The sequence below is a fragment of the Treponema denticola genome (genome assembly GCF_024400535.1).
GTDB classification, from domain to species: domain Bacteria; phylum Spirochaetota; class Spirochaetia; order Treponematales; family Treponemataceae; genus Treponema_B; species Treponema_B denticola_C.
Map to the genome: position 1 here is coordinate 2,420,237 of NZ_CP038800.1, position 21,325 is coordinate 2,441,561.

The following is a 21,325-nucleotide window of genomic DNA, read 5'->3' on the forward strand; positions in this document are numbered from 1 at the left end:
TTAACTATCTATTCCCACTTCAAGGTATAGGTTACTTCGGCAGTACCGACAGCACTGGAAATATACGAAATCGTAAAATCTTTTGTTTCTCCACGCCTTAATATAAAATTTACAGGAGGAATTGATACGTCAACATCAGGAATCGAATATTGATTTACTCTATATTTCCATGCATCCTGCGACTTATCATACACAAATTCTATTATACTTTGATTATAGTCAGAAAGATATACCTTATCTCTGAGAGACCAACCAGCACCACGATTATATTTTGCTAACTTAGTATCCAGTTGAAAGTAAGGTATATTATTTAGCGATGTAAGATTTTTTTCTATAAATTGCAATGATGATACTGAATTTGCACCAGAAGTTCCCTTCTTATAGAGCTCAACTGAACTCTTATAAGTCTCTGCAACTGCCCAAATTGAAGAAAAATTAGAAGCGGCATCTCCAGAATCTTCACATATCCTAGCTCTAAAATCGTATGTAAAAAGGGCCCAATCCTTTTCAGCCCCCCAAGCAGCCCAGAGATAATCTTTAGAACCGATATCAATATTTTCCAATTTTTTAGCAATTATAGTTAATTTACCTCCATCAGGTATCTTCCTAAACACCACTTTTACAGTTTCCTGTTGTCCAACAACACGTGTGGCAATCGTTTTGTTTTCCAAAACCTCGGAAACACCTGTCCAACTTAAAACCTCATATCCTTCGTCCGATCGAGCAAAGAAAGTTACTTTTTCTCCTTTTTTGACATAGTCGCCGGTTTTAATAAGTTTTTGCTTATATTTATCATTTTCCTTATATTCATAAATAGCAGTAATGGCGCCTTTACCTTCCTTATCAAAAATGATTTTATAAGCTTCTTCTACTTCAACTTTTGCAACAGCAGATGCCCTGTCAGCAGTTTTCTCACCGTCAACCTTATCGTTTGTATTTGTAGCAACACAATAATAGTATTCGGTTTTTACCGAAGAAGTATCTACATTTAAATTGAGAACCCCAGATGTCTCTCCGTCTAGTTTTGTTCCATTTTCATTACTATTAGAAGTGTTTCTATACCATTGATAAGAAACCTGCCCCATATCCATTGAAAGAGCTTCCACTTTAAGACTTATATTGCCTGAGGTGTTTATGGGAAGAGTCTTGCCTTCAGGCTCCTTAATAATTTTAGGCTGAGCTGCATCCGTATAGAGCGGGCCTGAACTTATCAAGAGTTTTACAGCATCGGTTTTTACCGTATCGGTAAGACCGTTAGAAGAATTTCTATTGGTTACTTCACAATATATGTAGCAGTTTGTTGCGACGGTTTTATTAGGCCGGTAAGTATACAATACTTCTCCAGGTATTAATGTTCCACCCTCGTTCGATTGATAGTCATTTTTATACCACTTATATGAAAGAGTTTCTCCATCAGGAGCAGGGGCAGTCTTAACCTCCATAACAGCATCTTCAGTTGAGTTTAAAGGTATCCGCAAGGCCTTAGGTTGAGCTAATATAAGGGGGCGTGCAACAGTGTATTCAGGATTTTTCGTTGTAATAACCTCCGTTCTCTTTTTGACAATATTATTACGGTATGGGGAAAACCCAGCACCGTTTGCTTTTTTTTCGGCAGGTTTGGTAAATGCAGAATTTTTTTGTGCATTATAGTTATTATTAGTAATATTTTGCTTTATCCAGCTATACAATACAACACTGCCGTCCTCTTTAACATAACCGACAGGATCGCTTAAATAAAAAGGTTCATTGAATTGTTTATGGCTTCCCTTCGACGGGGCTGCGTAATCGGTCCACCCGCTGGGCACCCCTAAACTGCTTATAGAAGCGGGATCGCTATAGTAAAAGAGAAATTTAGAATGGGTATCAACACAGAACATTGAGTTATCAAGCGATACCCCGCCTGATGCCGTAAAACGGTAAAAATAAAAGCGTTTTTCTTTTTCCGAATCAAAAAGAGGCGGCGTATTACCATCCCATCTATCCGTCCTTGACTTATAGCGGTAAAATTTCACATTACCCATATGTTTTAGGCCGGAACCGAAATCAGGGCCTGCGTATTGCTCAGGCGAACCTGACCATGAATCAGCTTTAAAACGATAAGAAGCAATATTAGTGCTGTTATTAAAGTCATTGATATAAACTACCCATTCATCAAATTTCGATGCAAGAAAGCCGTAATCTTTATCATAATAGGTAAAGGGATCTATTTCTTCGGTTATAGTATTTACCTTTATTACATATTTTTTATTTCCGTTTTTGTCTACAGGATTATATACGGCATCAGCATTTCTTTTGACGGTAAGCTTCATATTCCAACCTAAGTATTTACCCTCTTTTCCTTCAACCGAAATTTCTGCAGTGGCACTATCATTGCCTTCAAATTTTATAGGATTAGGATTAAGTTTTACAGGCAGATTATCAAAGGTCTTAAATATGACAACTATATCATCCTCGGTTATTTGCGTTACATTTGAAGGAACACTAACGTCTTTTCCGATTTCACTTTTAATCCCCTGCACATAAATCTCCAGAGGTTCCAAAGCAACATCTTCATTTTCAGCTCTCTTTGCTCTGGTGACGGATACAAAATGTTCAAAGTCCTTGTATTGACCTTTTAGCGCCTTTACAGAAATTTTTACATCAATGCTTTCATCTTCTTTTAGCTCAATGCTGTTTTTTTCTAAAACAACAGGAATAACGGTTTTTTCCGTACCGTAACTGAATTCCGCCCTAATATCGGCTGCCGAAATCATAGTTTTTTTGTAAGGAAGAGTTACGCTTCCGCTCATAGCATTTTCTCCGGCAATTGTAAGGCTCTCCAATTTTAAGTCGAAGGGTTCATTTTGAGTAATCTTGATAACCTTTGTAAGTTCACCGTATTTAGCTTGGGTATCCTTTATTTTTATAGTTACAGGAACTGCTTTTCCTGAAACCAAGGGCACCCCATCTCCGTTAATTTCAATACTTACATCAACGTTTTCCATAGTTGATAAAGCTCCCACAGCCTTTACCTTTATATTCTCTGAAAGTATCTCTTCAACAGAAGGGGCAACATTTACAAAATACTCTCTAGCTTCAGCAAATTTTTTTAACTTATCGGCTTCATCAATGGGTACTTCAGAAAGGACAGGGACAACGGGATTGTCTGCAACAAATATTTCGGTTATATACATTGTCATCCCTATATCATCATTTACACGGGAATACCAAGAAGATCCCAAAGCAGGTTTACACGCGCTTAACAATGTTAAAACAAGGCCTGCAAATATAAGACCGGCAAACCTTTTTATTAATTTAGTTTTTACCGCAACTATGTTTTTCATATTTCACCTCACACCTTAAATAAAAGCCCCAAACTTATACCGAAGTCCAGGTTATTCATAAAAAACGAATTTATAGGTTTTTTTTCAAAATTTACATCAATACCATTTTTTTTGCCATTAATAATTGCTGCCTGTTCTACCTTTTTAGGAAGAGCTACATACCCAGGCTTATAAACGGAATAGGACAAATATCCGCCCATAGTCAAATCCATTGTAGAAACTACAGGCTGGTTATAAGCTATAGATAGTTTTAAAAGAAGACTCAGCGGGTTCATTTTTTTCATCATAGCTTCAGAAATGTAAAGAGTTCCTGTCTCAGAGGTAAAATCAATCTTTTCAGCCTTTAAAGCAGCAAGTTCTTCATTATTCAAATTAGTATAAAGCTCATAAGTGGGCTGAGGATCGGCCAGCATCTTTCCTCCTATGCCGAAACCTAAAACCAGCCTGTTTTTTAAAAGCATTGTTTTAAGACTTGTTCCAAAAGTTACAACCGGTGTCATATAAACACGGCAATAAACTTCAATATCTTTTTTATAGCTGCCTCCGCCGGGCGCAGAAAAATTCATATTCTTTGTTCCTGAAATCTGGCCTGAAAACCCCTGCCCTACGCCGAGGTTAAAGGCAAGTCCAAGTCCTCCGAAGATATTATTATTTGTATAATTAAAATATCTGACAGAATCAAAAATATAGGTAAGTTCGGCTTCTCCGTTCATAATAAAACCGGCCATACCGCGCATAAAATCGGCGCCCAAATATTGTTTATCAGCTTCATTTATATGGGGGTCGGTATAGGAGCCGGAAAAATTAGCTCTAAGGCCCAGAGTAAAGCCTTCTTCAAAAGCAAAGGCTGAAAAGCTTACAAACACAAACATAACCAAAAAAATAAATTTCCTAATTGGTCTCATAAACACCTCAATCCTTAAATGATACAATTTTTTTACCGAATGGTCAATATGGGAATTGTTATATCTCAATAAATTCCCCCTGATGGACTTTTTTATATTTTTAAGATAAAATATAAGAATATGGAAGAACTTTTCTATCTTGCAAAAATAGGCGAAATTAACCTAAAAAAAGGGAATTTAAAAGACTTTGAAATGCGGCTTTCGCAGAATTTACGCAGCTATTTACCGGAGGCTAAATCCAATATACGCGTAAGAGCCGGAAGAATGTATGTAAGCGTCAAGCCCGAATTTAAAGAAAAAACCGAAGAAGCCCTAAATAAACTCATAGGCATTACAGGCTGGGCAGAAGCCATTCCTGCCGAAAAAACTATTGAAGCCATTACCGAAACAGCCAAAGCCGAAGCCATAAGGGCCCGGGATGCAGGGGCTAAGACCTTTAAAATAGAATCCCGCAGAGGAGAAAAAAACTTCCCCCTGACCTCCTACGAAATTTCACGGGAAGTGGGAGGGGTAATCCATACCGAAGGAATTTTAAAAGTAGACGTCCATAATCCCGACATTGTAATTTCCATCGAAGTAAGAGAAAAAGCCTTTATCTACGGCCTTGAGCACAAGGGACGGCGGGGGCTCCCCTGCGGCTGTTCGGGAAGAGGCCTTTTGCTCCTATCGGGAGGAATAGACTCCCCCGTTGCGGGCTTTAAGATGCTCACCCGCGGAATGAAGCTGGACTATATCTATTTTCACTCCCATCCTTATACCTCGCCCGAAGCCCAAGCTAAGGTTGAAAAACTGGCTGAAATCTTAGCCGCTTACGGCCTCGGCGGATACCTCAATATAATTCCTTTTACAAAGGTGCAGCAGCAAATCAGAGAAAAAAGCCCCGAGGCCTACCTAACTTTAATGATGAGAATCTGCATGATGAAAATAGCAAATATGACGGCAAGGGGTATCAATTCCAAATGCCTTATCACGGGAGAAAGCCTTGCTCAGGTTGCAAGTCAAACAGTAGAAAACCTGACCGTAACAAACTCTTATGCGGAATTTCCTGTTTTTAGGCCCCTCATCGGCCTTGATAAGGAAGAAATTACGATAGAAGCCAAGAAAATAGGCACCTACGAAACTTCAATCTTGCCGTATGAAGATTGCTGTGTAATGTTTTCACCCAAACACCCTATTTTACACTCAAACCTCAAAGACGCTGCCGAAATTTTCGAAAGAATGGAAATAGACGGCCTTTTAGAAGAGGCATACTCACAAAGAGAAGTAAAAAAGATGAGTTTTTAAAGATGATAAAAAACCTTGTTGACCTCCGAATCGAGAGGATTCATTGCATAAGTTCTCCTGCCGAAATGGTAGAAAAAATACCCGCCTCGGATTCTCTTTATTCTTTTATAGCCGAAGCCCGAAAAACTATTAGCGATATAATAAACGGGAAGGATGAGCGTTTTTTACTTATAGTCGGCCCCTGCTCAATTCATGACACTGAGGCAGCCGAGGATTATGCTATGCGCCTATTAGAGCTAAAAAATAAATGCTCCGATTCTTTCTATATTATAATGCGTACCTACTTTGAAAAACCCAGAACCGTTTTAGGTTGGAGAGGTCTTATCGTAGAGCCTGAACTTGACGGCTTTATCAATATTGAAGGCGGCATTCAAAAGACAAGAAAATTTCTGATTAAGCTTGCCGAAATAGGCATTCCTGCCGCCTCCGAAATGGTAGACCCTATGATTCCCCAATACATTGCCGACCTTGTAAGCTGGGCTTCGATAGGAGCACGCTCGGCCGAAAGTCAAATCCACAGAGAAATAGCCTCAGGGCTTTCAATGCCGGTCGGCTTTAAAAATACCACCTACGGAGACGTAACAGCCGCTATAAACGGAGTAATTGCTTCCCGTCTGCCACATGCCTTTGTAGGCATTGCCCGAAACGGACTTTCGGCAATAATCCACACAACCGGAAATCCGGACACTCATTTGGTTTTAAGGGGCGGAATTTCAAAGCCCAATTACAATAGAAAAGAAGTTGAAAAAGCGGCCTCTCTTATGAAAGAAAAAATGCTGAAACCGAGTATAGTAATAGACTGCTCCCATGGAAATTCGGGAAAGGACCCGAAAAAACAGATAAAAATCTTTGAAGAAAGCTTAAAGCTCCGCTTCGATAAAAATGAACCTCTTGACTATATAAGGGGCTGTATGATTGAAAGCTTTATCCAAGAGGGAAGCACCTCAATCGAAAAAGCAAAGAATGCCGGCGAATACGGTAAATCCATAACCGACCCCTGCCTAGGCTGGGAAGAAACTCAAAAAGAAATACTCCGCATCTATGAAAAATACAAAGTAAGGAAGCAAAAATGAATATTGAAATATACACGGATGGAGCCTGCTCTAAAAATCCCGGCCCCGGAGGCTGGGCTTATATAATGGTAAACAAGGATTCAAAAGAAGAAATATGCAGAGAAAACGGAGGCGAAAAATCTACCACCAATAACCGCATGGAACTCATGGCTGTTATAAGGGCCTTAAAAAAGATAAAAGAGGAGCCTGCATTTTTAGCCGGCAAGTCCGGCGGAACCTTAAACTATAAAAGCATTTCGGTACACACCGATTCTCAATATGTACAGCAGGGTATAAGCTCGTGGATCTTTAACTGGAAAAAAAATAATTGGAAGACGGCCTCCAAACAGCCCGTAAAAAACCAAGACCTTTGGCAAGAGCTGGACTCCCTTTCTGCCTCGATTAAGCCTGAATGGATTTGGGTAAAAGGCCACGCAGGCAATCCCTTAAACGAAGCCTGCGATCGCCTTGCGGTTGAAGCCTGTCAAAAAATGATGTAATTTGAGCTCGCGGCTAGATTCCGGCCTCGTCCAAAAGCTTCTTTAAAACTATAAGCTCATCCTTTGTAAGGGTAATTCCCTTTCCCATTTTTTGGTGATCGGGAGACCAAGGCCTTATATCGAATTTAGGATCTCGGCCATTCCATGATACCTCGTTGAGTTCGGTGTTCCAACCGCCCTTTCCCGCGGAGATAGTTCCGTAGCTTTTTGTAATTTCAAATTTGAATTCGTCCTGATTATTCATCAGCAGTTCTCCTTGTATTTAAATATGAAGTAATATAATCGGTAAATGAAGCTAGCGACAAAATAACCGCCGCAAAATAAAGAAGCCAGTTAAAATAAAGAATGTATTGAGTAAGGGCCGGCGGTAAAAATGTGTAAATTTTTTCAAGTTTTAAAAACATTGAAACACTTGCCGCAACAATATAAAGCACGGTCTTTGTTTTTCCGCCCATCTTAGCCCCTATAGTTATGCCTTCGCCGCGGGCCTTCATCCTCAAAAACATGATACCGAATTCGCGGTAAACTATAATCAAAAAGAAAGGAGCAAACAAAAATCCGTCCATCAAAAAACAAAATAAAACCGTTACATTTGCAACCACATCTGCAAAGGGATCAAATATTTTTCCGAAATCATCCACCTGATTATGCAGCCTTGCATAATAGCCGTCCAAAAAATCGGTAAATTCCATAAAGATAAAAATCGGAATTATAATAAGAATTGTAATTTTAGGACTTACAAAAGGAACCCAATCCGGCAAAAAATACAAAACATAGATTATGGGCGCAAGCACCAGCCGCGATGATGTAAAAATATTAGATAGCTTCATACCTTATATGATGTAGCTTTAATCCGTTTTTGTCAATAGGCAAAAAAGCAGGGAATATCAGATAGCCTCTGGATTATATTATAAATTATTCTGCAATTTAATTTTTTAATTCAAACTGAAGAAGCTGGCAGTTTTTGATTTCTATCTTTTCCAATTCTTCTTGTGAATAAGATTTAAAATATGTGCAAATCATAGTGCTTATCATTCCGTGACAAACAAAAAGTACATTTTCATTTTTGTGTTTTGCTTTGACCTCTTCAATTATACCATAGGCACGGTGTGCTGTTTGCACCAAGGATTCTCCTTGCGGAAATCTAAAAAAAGGATTGCCGGTTATTTTTAAAAATTCAGGCTTCCTCCAATCCTCACCTTCAAAAGTTCCGAAATTTATTTCTTTTAAGCGTTCATCTATTTTTGCTTTTATACCCAAAGCTTTTTCGATATAGGCTGCCGTTGCTACGGCTCTTTTAAGCGGGGACACATAGATAAAGCTAATCTTATTTTTATCTTGTTCGGAAGCGAGGCGTTCGGCAAGATTTGCTGCCTGCTCCATTCCTTTTTCGGTGAGAGAGGCTTCGGAAACACCGCAAGCCAACATCTTAGAATTCCAGTCGGTTTCACCGTGGCGTACAACAAAAAGTTTCATACAAAAATTATATGGTTTTTAAGCTTAAAGAGCAAGGGGAGCTGTTCAATTTGTTTCACATCTATCCCCCCCCTTATCCCACTGAAGAAAAATGACAAAAACGGCATTTTTCTTCAGTGATATATGGCACATCTTCCGGTTTTAGCACTTATTTTGCAATTATATATGTAAACAAATATACAAAGGGTGCCGTCAACAGGATCGAAAGGATAACCCTTTCAACCCAGATGATAAGATAGTCCTTCATCTTCAATGGAATCTCCGTACTCATCATACAGGGGATTGAGGCCGAGAAAAATAAGATTTCTGAAACGCAGGTTACAGCCACTACAAGCCTTGTACCTGCCGAAGCGCTTGCAACTAATGGAGCAGGCAAAAACATTTCCGCAATGCTTGTGGCAAGAGCTTTTGCCGCAAGCACAGGTTCCGGCAGTTGTATCAGCCACGTAAATGGCACAAAGATATATCCGATTATGTCAAAGACAGGCGTATATTTTGCAATGATAAGCCCCAAACTTCCGATTGCCATTAAAGACGGAGCCAAACCTATTGCAAGTTTTATACCGTCAAGCAAATTTATTTTTACATTTTGGGGAAGAGAAGGAGCAGAAGAACAAACCTTTACGGCTTCTCCCAAGGCAATTTTAAATTTATTCCCCTTTACATCGGTTTCGATATCGCCCTTTTGATTTTCATAATAGGAGTCGGCTTTTTTGGATAGAGGATATATTCTTGCAGTAATTGCCGTTACGATAAAGGTAACTATAACCGTTGTCCAAAAATAGAAGTTCCAGTGTTCCATAAACCCTAGGGTTTTTGCAACTATTATCATAAAGGTTGCAGACACGGTCGAAAAACCCGTAGCGATAATTGCAGCTTCTTTATTTGTGTATCTTCCTTCTTTGTAAACACGGTTTGTAATGAGCAAGGCTATAGAATAGCTTCCTACAAAAGAAGCTACGGCATCAATAGCACTGCGGCCGGGAGTTTTCCAAACAGGCTTCATTACAGGACGCATAAATACGCCTACAAATTCCATGAGGCCGTAACCTACGATAAAAGCTAAAAATACCGAGCCTATAGGAACGATGGTTGTGACCGGAACTACAATTTTACCGTAAATAAAAGGCAACATTCCTTTGGCTAAAAGAGCTTCAGGCCCTACATTGAACACCGTCATAATTGCAAAGGGGATTGCAAGAATGTTGATAATTGAAAACACCATTTTTACCTTGGTCTTTTTCCATGAACCTGTTATAAATGGAAAAACTACGCCCACGCAGCAAAGCAAAAGCCCCCAGTACTTTGCATAATAGGGAATCTTTTGAATCAACCCCACAATATGATCCAATGGAATCGTCTTTTTTCCGCCGATTGCAATCGGAATAAAAAACATAAAAATACCGATCAAACTATAAACCACAAACCGGATTATAGTTTTCGGTTCCATCTTTCCTTCGGGAACAGCTGTTCCGTTTCTTTTTTCGTCACTCATAAAGATTCTCCCATAAAAAGTCAACAAACAAAATCGACTTTCTTAAAAAAAATTAAAATAGATGGCAGATAAAAATTAAACTGCAAGATTCATACGGTTGTATGTTCCTTTCATCTTTTCACAGTCAAAATCTTCTTTATTGCTGAGCATTGCCCATACAATCTCTGCCAACTTCCTCGCAGCGGCTATGATTGACTTTCCGCTGCCCTTATGTGTTTTCATATATTCATAACGCTGCATTAAACGCCAACAGGCAGTATCTTTGCAACGTCTTATACCCATTACCAATTGTACAAAGCTCACTCTTAATTCCTGCGGGCCTCGCTTCGTAATTTTTCCATGCCTAATACTTTCATTAGAATCAGACACCCATGGAACAAGTCCGCAAAAGGCTGCATATTTTTGCACTTGCAAACCTTCCCATATCCTCAGTATAGGCTCTTATAGTCCATGCCGTTATCTTTCCACAACCTCGTATACTCAAAAGACGATTTACCATTTGATCATCCTTTGTCAATTCTGTAAGTTGTTTTTCTATTATCTTGACACTTTCTTCCATTTGCCTTATAATTTCAAACATCAGTTGTACTGATTGTGCCTCGAGCACGTTGTCGTTATTCGACTCAAGGACGTCCAGAACTCTCTGGCGTCCTTTTTTACTTTGTAGGCTCCTGCTTTCATCTTTTAGCCCCATACTTACCAAAGAGCATGAACTTCATTCTTTTGACCTACTATCGAGCGAACCAGCCTTTCCCTAGACTTTAAAAGCCGCCTCATATTTTCAGTTTCTTTACTGCAAAGATAGCTTTCAGGTAGCATGTCTTTGAAAGAAACTCTGAAATTGTACAAGCATCATGCTTATCAGTTTTTTTAGCAGATTCAGTTATAACCTTGAACTTCAAAGTATTTATGACTGTAACTTCTGCTCCGGCTTTTTCTACCTCGTGTTTGAAAAAACGGGTGTTCCCTGTTGATTCAACTCCAATTTTTACAACAGCTCCGATTTCTTTGTAAGCTTTTATTCTTGTCATAAAGTCGGCATAACCTTTGTCATCAGTTTTATATTGTCTTATCTGATTTAGGGTTTCAGACCTTTCTTCCGTTCTTACATGAACTGTAAACTGTGTTTTGTGCAAATCCACGCCAATAAAAAATGTCATTTCGACCTCCCTCCCTTTGTGTTTCAGCGGAAAGTCTTTTCGGTAATATATTCCAATCTCCCATTCAGTCTTTAACGACTACTGTATGATGCGGCAAAAGCTCTTCATTCTCCCATTCGGAGGTCATTGCCTCCACTAAACATGACGAACTATTGCCTGGTTTCCACTGAACTTCTTTTTAGTTCAGTTTATCACATTACCGTTTGTTTGTTTACTATTTTATCATACCTCCCATAAAAACCTTTTGCAAGGATTATCAAATCCTGAAAAAAGGTTTTTCACGCAGTTTGTTTACAAACTGCATACAATAATGCGACGTTTGCCGAAAGGCAAACTCGGCAGATAAACAGTGAGGCTGAATTCCTGCCGAACTGTTTATCATATCTCCTTATCATAATCATATTATGCCGGCAACATATTGATTACCTCACATTTTAAAGCTTTTCGATTTCTTCACGGCTTAAGCCTGTTCCTTCGGCTATTTTAACAATATCAACCCCAAGCCGTTTAAATGCTGCAGCCGTTTCAAGAGCTTTTTTGTATGAGCCTTGCTGTATTCCAATCATTAGGCTTTCCTCACGCTGCACCGCTATATCAGTATCATAGTCATATTCTGCCAGTAACATATTTATCACCTCCCGTGATTTTCTTTGTAGATATTCTTTTAAAATGCCGTTTTGGATGCATTCTTTTATAGCACTTTCAAAGCCTTTTTCTTTATCAAGCGCGGTATGGCGGCGTACGGCTTCTACAAACAGGCTGTATTCTTCCAATGGTTTACAGGTCATTAAAATCTTATTCGCTTTGTCTGTGTTAATATTAAGCACTTGAACCGTTAGTTCCAGCGGAACTTGTTCCGATTTTGCGATGTAGGCCTCTGAAAGTTTGAGCGTTTTCTGAGCCGGATATTTTGCCTTGCCGTTATAGAAGACGTAAAATTCAGGTATGGGAATTTTTTGCAAGGTTCTGTAATATTTTGCTTTCGGGTCTTGAATTTGTTCGTACAGACGTGCTACATATTGTAAGCAGCGCAAAGGCATATTTTCATTTATAGTCGATTGGTGTTCTGCCAGCACAATGATTTTATTATCAATCAGACACGATACATCATTGGACAATTTTGTATACATCGCCTGTTCAAGTTTAAGCGGCTTCAATTCCGCCGAAGAATCAAGGTGTGTGCCGTGCAGTGCATTGTAGAGCGATAAAAAGTTGGCTTTGGCGGTTTTATCTTCGCTGAATAAATCTACGAATACCGAGTCTTTGTACCGGCGATTGTGTTTTGCCATAAAGTATCCCCCTTATCTATTAGTATATCACAGTCTTTACACTTTTGTAAGGCATATTCCTTATATCTATTTTGTCAATATTAAAAACAAGCTTGATTTATCTATCTCTTTTATCTCATACCGAAAACCCGATTGAATGCCGAGTTTTTTAAGTTCTTCTTCGGTAAAGGTTACCGCCTTAAAACCGTCTTTGCAGATAATGATACCGTCCTTTGTTTTTTCTTCATCGATTTCGCCTAAAAGCTTTTTATCCGCCTGTTCCCGAAACCATTCAAGCCGATCTTTCCAGAATTTTCCGCTATAGGTGCTGAAAAAGGCTTTTCCGCCTTTCTTGAGACTTTGGACACATACGGTAATAAGGCGTTCTGCAGAACCTTTAATTGCGGAAAGTCCGTTTTGCAAACAGAGTACCATGTCAAATTCACCATTAAACGCAAGGTTATAAGCATCCGCTGCCTGCACTGTTGCGTTGGAACTATCTTTTAAAAATTCTTTTGCAAAAGCGACAGAATCTTCGGAAATGTCGATACCGATAAGACGCTTTGCATACGGAGATAATTCTTTTAATATTCTCCCATACCCGCAGCCGACTTCCAAAACCGATTCGGTTCCGGTTAAATTCCGTTTGATAAAATTTATTTCTTCATTGAGGTATTGCCGCACACGGGGAAGTGCCGTGTCGTATACTCGGAATAATTTTTGTGCATTTAAATTCTGTGCGTAATAATTGTCTTCATTTTTCATACCAGCCTCCTAATTTTTATTATTTGTTATTAATTCTATAATATTATTCTATCCCCTTCCCGTTTTGTCAAGATTTTATTTAAAAAAAATTAAAATTTTTTTGATGAGCTAAGGCCGGTACGGAAGGTTATGGTCTTCTATCCGGTACAATTCCGCTAAAATGTTTTCCTCAGCGATATAATAACATGCTGCAGGAGATAATGCAAGGATAGTAACCGTTCAATTTTAAAGGAATCTCCAAGCACAGGCTGCGGCCGATACGAGCCTTGTCCCTGTTTACAAGCCCCCTGGCTCATGCTAAAATAACAACTATGAAGAGGTACTATAAAAGAATCATATTTATACTTTGTTTTACTGTAATGTATTTTGGCTGTTCCGATACTGATGCAGCTCTTGAAGGCTTAAAACCGGACCAAAATAAAAAACATATTATAAGTTTAGCCGAATTATATTCATATATTAAAGAGTATTCTCCTTTTTTAAATAATGCTATTTTAAATAATCTTAATGAAAAATATTTTGAACTTGCAAATAAAATTATGTATGAAAGCGATAAATATAAAATTTATACTTATTTTGAAGAGTTGTTAGCAGTAATAAATGACGGACATGCAGCCGTGTTCTATGAACAAGGCCCAAACACTCCTTTTTAATTTTTACCTATCGGATTGGACTATGCTGACGGCAAATACTATCTTTTATATAAAGAGAACAATATAAAAATACCATTAGGTTCAGAGCTTATAAAAATTGATGATGAAGATGTAAAAAAATATTTATTAAATAATATTGCAAAATATATTCCTGTAAAAACACCTCATGCCTTTGAAAATTCAATGATAAAACGTATTTTATATTCTTCACAAAATAAAAAAATAAAATTTACATTTAAGGTCGATAAAAATGAAGTTAATTTAGAATTGAAATATTCAATTCCGCAAAATAAAATCGGTAGTATAAAATTTAATAAAATCCCTGATTATTATGATAAACTGAATAAGATATATTCAAGCTATAATTTTTCGATTTATAATATTAAAGAAAAATATGCTTTGATACAAATACATAATTTTTGGGATTATCACATGATAGATGAATTTATTGAAAAAATTATTCCTTTGTTAGAAAATTCTGCTCATCTTATTTTAGATATTCGAAAAAATAGCGGCGGCAATTCAAATATAGGATTTGTAATTTTAAAAATACTTACAGGAAAAACAGATCCTGAAATATCTTCCGTCAATATTAAAGATTTTCAACGCCGATTAAGTCCCGTTCTGATTACTTTAACTGCAATAAAAGATAAAAATTTAAAGGTGATAAACCATGATACGCTTACAAAACTAAATTCTTTTATTAACGACGGTAAATTAATGAAAGCTCATCAATTGTTAATGCCGTCAGAAGAAGATAAAATATTACAACAAATAGACAACTTTCTTATGCAAAGTAATGAAATGGAAGAATTAGAAAAAAAACTTATCTCTGCTGCAAATAAGTGTAAAATCGAGAATAAAGATATAACCGTTTTTACATCTTACAAAAGCGGTTCCGCTTGCGATAATTTTGCATGTTTTTGTAAAGAATTAAACATAAGGCTAATCGGAACAAATACTAAAGGAGCTACAGGAAACATCGGAATATTTAAGCTTACAAATAATTTTTCATTTTTCATATCATTGCAAAAAACTATGTACAATAATATGGAAATTAACAATAAGGGTTTATCGCCTGACGTTTTTATTATGGATACGATTGAAGATATTAAAAATCAAAACGATCCCTGCTTAAATTTCGTTTTGGAAACAGAATAGCGCATAGGGATCACTCATACATCGAAGGAACTAAAAGGTTAAATTCCATGATCGTCTTAGCACCGGGTATTGTGATGCTATATATACCCCTTTTCAACCTTTTGGTAAAATTTACTTTTGAAAGATTGATGTTTTTTATGCAAAAGACATCCTCTACATAGATTTTTTTTCCTCCGTATTCAGGAAGAATTTGAATAAACTTTTTTTGGAAAACATCCTTATCGATTTTTTTGACCTGAAAAACCGGAATAGAAAGGATTAGATCTTCTTTTTGAAACATCAATATGTTTAGGTCCAAACCGGCAGAAGAATATCGGCGTATTTCAGAAGCTTCATTTAAAAGGCTCCTAGACTTATGCTTTAAGCACATCTCCAAAAGACCTCCTTTTTTGTTTTCCAAAAGAAGGGCTTTATGTTCAATCAGAAGAGATATTAAAAGACGGTTTGATTCGGAATTTCCTTCTATAGGCGAAAAAAATGGAATGGGCTTTTTTACCAGTTCTTCTACAGAAGCCGATCCCAAATAAGCTTCGGCTTGAGTTTTATAAAATTCTTCAATAACAGCATTCGGCAGAATTCTTTTTACAGCTTCCGAAAAAATTTGAGGAGAAAGAATCGATGAGCATAAAACAAAAAGGTATGATAGGTTCCCGTCGGTTTGAATATAGGCATCGATTACCACTGCTCCGGCTTCTATGCAGGCTAAAGAGATTCTCATACGCAAGACAGCTCCCTGTTCACTCATAAAATTCTCTTGTACGGCGAAAAATTTTAGACCGTAAAGAAATTCCCTACGCAAAAGAGAATTGCTTAAAACAGAGGAATTTGAATTTTCATATTGTCTATATACGGAAACCATCGATAATCTTATCGGCAGTTTTTACAAAAAGCATTATTGGGAAGATATAAAAAAACTGCGCCCTGCCCGAAGGCAAGACGCAGGTAAGCTAGTGTACAGATGTAAAATTAAATCTTATGCAGTTTTAATTTCTATTTGTTTAGGCTGAGTATCCGGTTTTCTCGGAATATTTACAACCAAAACACCGTTTTCAAATTTTGCAGAAACTTCATCGGAGTTTATATCCTCAGGCAAGGTAAAACGCCTCATAAAATGCCTTGAACTTCGCTCCTTTATGATGTACTCTGCCCCCTTATCTTCCTTTTCTTCTTTTTTGGAAGATGAGATTGTCATAAGCCTATCTTTTAAGCTGATCTCAACATCTTTTTCGCTGTACCCTGGAAGATCTACTTCCATAACATAGGCTTTCTCGGTTTCGCGGATATCCACACTCGGCATTCCGCAGCTTGCATTCTTGATCGGAGCAAAAACTCCAAAATTGGGACCCAAGCTCCTATCAAGGGCATCAAATACGCTGTCCGTAAAAGACGGACTAAAAAGACTTAAACTATTCATAAAGCACCTCCTGCTTATAAGTTACTATTTCAAACTCAACGAGCGGCTCGTTGAGCCGCTTTGTAAGCTGGCTCTTTGAGCTGGCTCTGTAAGTTCAGTTTTTAAGCCTGCTTTTCAAGCTGTCACTTATATACAAGCAATTTTTATGCCAAATCAAAAAAAAGGAAGGAAAATTTGTTAAAATGCCATAAGTCTATATTCAATATAGACTTATACAATTATGAATAAACGGGAAATTTATGTTTATAAAAAAATGATAGAGCTTAAAAGGGACAAAAAATACTATTGTGCCAAATTTTCATGCTAAATAGAGCTATTTTGACACAGTATCCTCAGTATAGAGATTTTCATAGGCCACTTTTGCAACAGCCTGCTCCGCTTCTTTTTTTGTTTTACCTGAAAGGGGACCGTAAACCTTACCGTTTACTGAAACCGAGAACCAAAAAGTGCGGTCATGATCAGGACCGCTCGCCTTTTTAAGCTCATATTTCGGAACTGCTTTAAATTTCTTTTGAACCAATTCCTGAAGAAGGGATTTATAGTCGCTTATAAACCTTTTTTCTAAGACCGAAGCGATAGCCTTTTCCAAAAGATTTAACACAAATTTTTGAGCTGTTTTAAAACCGGAATCAAGGTAGTAGGCTCCTATAACAGCTTCAAGGGCATCGGCAAGGATGGCCTTTTTTTCTCTGCCTCCGGACATTTCTTCTCCCTTCCCTAAAACCAAATATTTACTTATGTTTAGGTTATGGGCAGCCTTCGATAAAGCTTCTTCCGAAACAGCGGAAGCTTTTATTTTAGCCAACTCCCCCTCATGTTTATCCTCAAAAGATTTATAAAGATAGGAAGCTGCGACAAGCCCCAAAACCGAATCGCCTAAAAATTCCAAGCGTTCATTATTGATGTGAAAATTATTATGTTCATTGGAAAATGACCTGTGATGGAAGGCTAGATCAAGCAAGCGTAGATCTTTAAATTTCAATCCCGCTTGCTTTTGGAACTCAAGGAGTTCCCGCTTCCTACCGGCCTCAATGCCTAATTTTATCGGAAACAAAGAACTCCCCTAAAAACAAAACTTATTTTTTCTGAGTCTTGATAAATTCATAAGCATCGCGGACAGTTTCAAACTCATTTGCCTTTTCGTCCGGGATCTTAATACCCATATCCTCTTCGAGAGCATAAACGAGTTCATAGGTGTCAAGACTATCGGCACCTAAATCTTGTCGGAATGAAGAATCCAATGTAACCTTGTCCTCATCAATTTCCAACTTTGCTGCGATTAACTGCTGAATTTTTTTGAATAAATCATCCATAAAACTATCTCCTTTAGTCTAATTTATCGGGGTTAATAACCTGCTTGCCTTTATAAAACCCGCATTTGGGGCATACATGATGAGGCATAATCAAGTTACCGCATCCGGAACACTCAACAAGATTTGGCGCTTGTAAACGCATATTTATACCGCGTCGGCGTCTTGTTCTAGCCTTTGACGTATTCGCTCTTGGTACAGCCATACTCAATCCTCCACTACAAAATATCTAAAATTAAAAAAGCGTATCTGCCGCACTTGTTTGCGGCCGTTCACATAATTAAGTGTCTATTCTACACTAAAACCCGTAAAAAGTCAATACAAAATTCAAAATTCAAAAGATAACAAAATATCCGTTTATACCAGATGTTTTTTCATTATCCTTATAGCCATATCCGGATCTTCGGTAGCCAAAAGTCCCATAGCCGATAGTATATACTCCTTATCAAGAAGAAATTGAGGATTTTTAGGCTTTAAGCTAAAAGGATCGTCTTCACGGAATTTGCAAGCCTCCATAATTTCTTTGTAATGGGAATTATAAACCAAAATTCCTCCTGTTCCTATTATATAACGCAGCTGGGTTAAATCCTTTCCTTCTTGTTGAAAGCTGGCACCGCAGCCGGTATAAACAGGAGTTAAAACCCCGACATGGCGGCTCATCGAAACATCGGCACATACCTTGGCAACGGCACAATCAAAGGCCAAATCTTTTTCGGTTTCAGAAATAAAATCGGTGTGCTCATTCCGTTTTTTTACTTCTTCTTCAATGTTAAACCTATATTCTTTTGGAAGATAGTGTCTAAGCCCGTGAGGCCCTTGCACCGAGGCTACGGTCGGAAGAGAGTACCGCATACCAAGGTCGCCTTCCACTGTCCGTTTTAAAAATGCTTCAGGCAATCCATATAAAAAGACAGAGCCTTGGGTCGGCTCGCCGTCGGCAGCGGAATGAACATCGGTTGTAGCCCCGCCTATGTCTAAGACGATAAGATCTCCTAAACCCTCTTCATTTTCAGTACCTTCAGACAGAGTTTGAGCAGCCTTTAGGACAGCTGCAGGAGTCGGCATCAGGATATTATCTATATTATTTTCGACATGGGTCATGCCCTTTGCATGCACAATATTATTCATAAAGATGCCGCGGATTGTTTCGCGGGCGCTTTCAACATTGAGCTTGTTTATTTTGGGCATTACATTTTCTGCTAGATGAAAATCTACCTTATCCTTAAAGATTTCAATGATTTCATCTTCAGCACTCTTGTTACCGGCAACAACAACAGGAACCTTGACGCCGTAATCGGCAAGCATCTTTGCATTATGGATTATACAGCGTGAATCACCGCCGTTTGTGCCTCCTGCTAAGAGTATTATATCCGCATTTGAGCTTACTATCTCCTCAGCTTCACTTTTATTGAGATTATGACTGTAAGTGTGGATTACCTTAGCTCCGGCGCCGAGGGCTGCCCGTTTTGCAGCCTCGCTCGTAAGTTCCGGCACAAGGCCTATGGCTATAATCTTTAAGCCCCCTGCAGCCGAGGAGCAGGCAAGGCTTTTTACTACAGTATAATCCGTTCCCGTTTTTTTGTGTAATAGGTCAAGGGCATTATTATAACCTATCATAACATCGGTTTCTACAGTCGTATAAGCCTTTGCCGTACCGATTATGTCTTCTTTTTCGACATCCACAAGGGTTATTTTTGTATTGGTACTTCCAAAGTCAACAAATAAATAACAGTTCATTTTGAGTAAATTTTAAATTAAGCTTAAGTCCTATACATGATCAGGAAAATCTGCGTATAAATCTTTAATAGTCGTTTCAACCGGAGTTCCGGGAGGATAAACATGATCAAAGCCCATATCAGTAAAACGTTTATGTACATCATCAAAATCCTGCTTACCTACAACTATGTTTCCGCCGACAAAAAGTTTAATACCCTTTAAACCTGCTTCATCGCATTTTTCGCGCAAGCCCTTGCAATCCAGCTCTCCTTGACCGTAAAGAGAAGATACTAAAATTGCATCCGCATTCGTTTCAAGGGCAGCATTTATAAAGTCCTCTTGGGGGCTTAAAACGCCTATATTGGTTACCTCAAAACCGGCCTCGGTCAAAGAATAATCCAAAATTTTATTACCGACAGCATGACAATCAGAGCCTATTACGCCCAATACAAGTTTAATCTTTCTTGCCATATTCCGCCTCCTCAAATTTATCGTATTAAAATCCAGTTTATTATTAAAAGAAAGATATGTCAAGTACGCCAAAAACTTCAACATAACTATACAGCTTGTAAAAAGTATAAAAATCGAGTATACTATTAAAATATGCCGGAAACTACAGACTGGGAAACAAAAAAATTTAATGAGCTCTTTGATGATGAAATAAGAGTTTTAACTAGACGAAGAGAGAATTCCAAAGATTGCTCCATAAGCGACCTTCAAGGTACATTAGAAGCTCTATATATATTGGAAGGAAACAATATTGCCGGAAGAAGCAGGGTTCATGAAATAGCTCTTTCAGCTTCAATCGCTGCCTATGAAAAATTTATCGAGGACTGGAAAAATGAAAAAACAACACAAAAATAATGACTTTATAATATTCAAGATAGGATTATTATTTCTTTTAATTCTTTTTAGTTTTTCTTCATGTTCAATAAAAAAGATGGCCTATAATTCGGTAGCAAATGCCATGGCTCCTCTTCCTGAAAAAAAAATACCTACAAAAGCCGATCCCAATGCTCCGAATCCCATCACGGCTTTAACCGGAGAAGATGATGTAGAGCTCGTCGGAGAGGTCTTTCCCGTTATTTTAAAAGTCTATGAGGGAATGCACATAGCAAACCCATCCCATAGGGGGCTTGCTATAATGACGGGAGAGCTTTATATAATGTATGCAAATATATTTGTAGAAAGTCCCGCAGCCTATCTTTCGGATGATGAATACGATAAAAAAGACAAGGCTTTTAATAGAGCAAAAAAGTTTTATAAAAGAGGATATAACAAGATCCTTTCAGCCTTAGATACGGCATACCCGGGATTTACTCAAGCTATAAACTCCGATAATGAGGAAAAAATAGAGGCAATGCTAAAAAAATGCAAGCTCTACGACACTGAAGCTCTGCATTGGGCAGGAGCCGGTATTTTGGCAGCTTTTGCCCTTGATCCACTGGATATTCAAAGCTTACAAACAGTTCAAGGGGCGAGGTTAATGCTTGAAAAAGTTTGCAGCCTTGATCCTGATTATTCTGACGGGGCAACATGGGAAATTTTGACTAAATTTTATGCCTCCGCTCCGGACAGCCTGGGCGGCAATATTGAAAAAGCCGAAAAAGCTTATAAAAAGGCCCTTGAGCTCTCCCAAGGGAAAAGTCCTTCAATCCATGTAACCTATGCCCTCTCTTTTTGTGTACCTAAACAGGACAGCAAGGGATTTGATGAAGCTATAGAAAAAGCCTTAGCTGTCAATCCTGAATTAGATCCGAATAATAAGCTGGCCATAAGCATTTCACAAAGATATGCAAAATGGCTAAAAGAAAATAAAGAAATGTTTATATTGGGAGAATAG

The 21,325-nt window shown here is 38.1% G+C and carries 23 protein-coding genes and 1 pseudogene; 6 read left to right on the plus strand and 18 right to left on the minus strand.

Annotation, left to right across the window (positions count from 1 at the left end; genetic code table 11):
* Nucleotides 1–8: 8 nt before the first annotated feature.
* Together E4N78_RS11435 and E4N78_RS11440 are read right to left on the minus strand one after the other, a co-directional pair.
* Entirely contained in the window at nt 9–3,323 is a 3,315-nt protein-coding gene (locus E4N78_RS11435; RefSeq protein WP_255810662.1) for an immunoglobulin domain-containing protein, read from the minus strand.
* A gap of 8 nt (nt 3,324–3,331) precedes the next feature.
* A complete protein-coding gene (locus E4N78_RS11440) occupies nt 3,332–4,228 on the minus strand; it encodes a hypothetical protein (protein WP_255810663.1) in 897 nt (298 codons plus the stop codon).
* 120 nt (nt 4,229–4,348) lie between these two features.
* Between E4N78_RS11440 and thiI the strand changes: the two genes are divergently transcribed.
* From thiI to rnhA, 3 genes are read left to right on the plus strand one after another with little or no spacing between them, the layout of a single operon-like run.
* The gene (thiI, locus tag E4N78_RS11445; RefSeq protein ID WP_255810665.1) at nt 4,349–5,512 is read left to right on the plus strand and encodes a tRNA uracil 4-sulfurtransferase ThiI; all 1,164 of its coding nucleotides are present in this window, start codon (nt 4,349–4,351) and stop codon (nt 5,510–5,512) included.
* Nucleotides 5,513–5,514: 2 nt separating this feature from the next.
* Nucleotides 5,515–6,585: a 3-deoxy-7-phosphoheptulonate synthase gene (locus E4N78_RS11450; protein WP_255810666.1), complete on the plus strand. Its 1,071-nt coding sequence runs from the start codon at nt 5,515–5,517 to the stop codon at nt 6,583–6,585.
* Nucleotides 6,582–7,064, plus strand: a complete 483-nt coding sequence (rnhA, locus tag E4N78_RS11455; protein ID WP_255810667.1) for a ribonuclease HI — start codon at nt 6,582–6,584, stop codon at nt 7,062–7,064. The genes E4N78_RS11450 and rnhA overlap by 4 nt, the downstream gene beginning before the upstream one ends.
* Before the next feature lie 13 nt (nt 7,065–7,077).
* Here the strand turns inward: rnhA and E4N78_RS11460 are convergent, their stop codons facing one another.
* From E4N78_RS11460 to E4N78_RS11500, 9 genes are all read right to left on the minus strand, one after another.
* Nucleotides 7,078–7,308, minus strand: a complete 231-nt coding sequence (locus tag E4N78_RS11460) for a YdbC family protein (RefSeq protein ID WP_255802682.1) — start codon at nt 7,306–7,308, stop codon at nt 7,078–7,080.
* On the minus strand, nt 7,301–7,894 hold the full coding sequence (gene pgsA / locus E4N78_RS11465) for a CDP-diacylglycerol--glycerol-3-phosphate 3-phosphatidyltransferase (RefSeq protein WP_255810668.1): 594 nt from the start codon (nt 7,892–7,894) through the stop codon (nt 7,301–7,303). Before pgsA ends, E4N78_RS11460 begins: the two co-directional genes overlap by 8 nt.
* A 97-nt stretch (nt 7,895–7,991) precedes the next feature.
* The gene (locus tag E4N78_RS11470; RefSeq protein WP_255810669.1) at nt 7,992–8,540 is read right to left on the minus strand and encodes a histidine phosphatase family protein; all 549 of its coding nucleotides are present in this window, start codon (nt 8,538–8,540) and stop codon (nt 7,992–7,994) included.
* 148 nt (nt 8,541–8,688) lie between these two features.
* Nucleotides 8,689–10,035: a YjiH family protein gene (locus E4N78_RS11475; RefSeq protein ID WP_255810670.1), complete on the minus strand. Its 1,347-nt coding sequence runs from the start codon at nt 10,033–10,035 to the stop codon at nt 8,689–8,691.
* A 75-nt stretch (nt 10,036–10,110) separates the two neighbouring features.
* Nucleotides 10,111–10,443 (minus strand): transposase, encoded by a 333-nt coding sequence (locus E4N78_RS13940; RefSeq protein WP_255810671.1) that lies wholly within the window; start codon nt 10,441–10,443, stop codon nt 10,111–10,113.
* A complete protein-coding gene (locus E4N78_RS13945; RefSeq protein WP_255810672.1) occupies nt 10,397–10,594 on the minus strand; it encodes a transposase in 198 nt (65 codons plus the stop codon). Before E4N78_RS13945 ends, E4N78_RS13940 begins: the two co-directional genes overlap by 47 nt.
* A 214-nt stretch (nt 10,595–10,808) precedes the next feature.
* Entirely contained in the window at nt 10,809–11,195 is a 387-nt protein-coding gene (locus E4N78_RS11490; protein WP_255810673.1) for an IS110 family transposase, read from the minus strand.
* Nucleotides 11,196–11,629: 434 nt separating this feature from the next.
* Nucleotides 11,630–12,484 carry an Rpn family recombination-promoting nuclease/putative transposase gene (locus E4N78_RS11495; protein ID WP_255810674.1) on the minus strand — a complete coding sequence of 285 codons (855 nt, stop codon included), beginning with the start codon at nt 12,482–12,484 and terminating at the stop codon, nt 11,630–11,632.
* Between the two features lie 66 nt (nt 12,485–12,550).
* A complete protein-coding gene (locus tag E4N78_RS11500) occupies nt 12,551–13,228 on the minus strand; it encodes a class I SAM-dependent methyltransferase (RefSeq protein ID WP_253682655.1) in 678 nt (225 codons plus the stop codon).
* Nucleotides 13,229–13,587: 359 nt separating this feature from the next.
* On the opposite strand from E4N78_RS11500, the pseudogene E4N78_RS11510 reads away from it, so the two are divergent.
* Nucleotides 13,588–15,042 (plus strand): annotated as a pseudogene (locus E4N78_RS11510) (S41 family peptidase).
* 10 nt (nt 15,043–15,052) lie between these two features.
* Here E4N78_RS11510 and E4N78_RS11515 read toward each other — a convergent pair.
* The 7 genes from E4N78_RS11515 to glmS form a co-directional block, all read right to left on the minus strand.
* Entirely contained in the window at nt 15,053–15,901 is an 849-nt protein-coding gene (locus E4N78_RS11515) for a hypothetical protein (RefSeq protein WP_370644942.1), read from the minus strand.
* Nucleotides 15,902–16,015: 114 nt separating this feature from the next.
* Complete coding sequence (locus E4N78_RS11520; protein WP_002670499.1) at nt 16,016–16,456, minus strand: Hsp20/alpha crystallin family protein; 441 nt, start codon at nt 16,454–16,456, stop codon at nt 16,016–16,018.
* A gap of 313 nt (nt 16,457–16,769) precedes the next feature.
* Complete coding sequence (rnc, locus tag E4N78_RS11525; protein ID WP_255810678.1) at nt 16,770–17,510, minus strand: ribonuclease III; 741 nt, start codon at nt 17,508–17,510, stop codon at nt 16,770–16,772.
* A gap of 22 nt (nt 17,511–17,532) precedes the next feature.
* A complete protein-coding gene (gene acpP / locus E4N78_RS11530; protein WP_255810679.1) occupies nt 17,533–17,769 on the minus strand; it encodes an acyl carrier protein in 237 nt (78 codons plus the stop codon).
* Nucleotides 17,770–17,782: 13 nt separating this feature from the next.
* Nucleotides 17,783–17,971: a 50S ribosomal protein L32 gene (gene rpmF / locus E4N78_RS11535; RefSeq protein ID WP_253693913.1), complete on the minus strand. Its 189-nt coding sequence runs from the start codon at nt 17,969–17,971 to the stop codon at nt 17,783–17,785.
* Between the two features lie 152 nt (nt 17,972–18,123).
* Nucleotides 18,124–19,503: a methylaspartate mutase accessory protein GlmL gene (gene glmL / locus E4N78_RS11540; RefSeq protein ID WP_255810680.1), complete on the minus strand. Its 1,380-nt coding sequence runs from the start codon at nt 19,501–19,503 to the stop codon at nt 18,124–18,126.
* A gap of 30 nt (nt 19,504–19,533) precedes the next feature.
* Nucleotides 19,534–19,953, minus strand: coding sequence for a methylaspartate mutase subunit S (gene glmS, locus E4N78_RS11545; RefSeq protein ID WP_255810681.1), 420 nt, complete (start codon nt 19,951–19,953; stop codon nt 19,534–19,536).
* Between the two features lie 132 nt (nt 19,954–20,085).
* Here glmS and E4N78_RS11550 point away from each other — a divergent pair, with 132 nt between their 5' ends.
* Complete coding sequence (locus E4N78_RS11550; protein ID WP_255810682.1) at nt 20,086–20,346, plus strand: hypothetical protein; 261 nt, start codon at nt 20,086–20,088, stop codon at nt 20,344–20,346.
* The gene (locus tag E4N78_RS11555; RefSeq protein WP_255810683.1) at nt 20,324–21,325 is read left to right on the plus strand and encodes a TRAP transporter TatT component family protein; all 1,002 of its coding nucleotides are present in this window, start codon (nt 20,324–20,326) and stop codon (nt 21,323–21,325) included. The genes E4N78_RS11550 and E4N78_RS11555 overlap by 23 nt, the downstream gene beginning before the upstream one ends.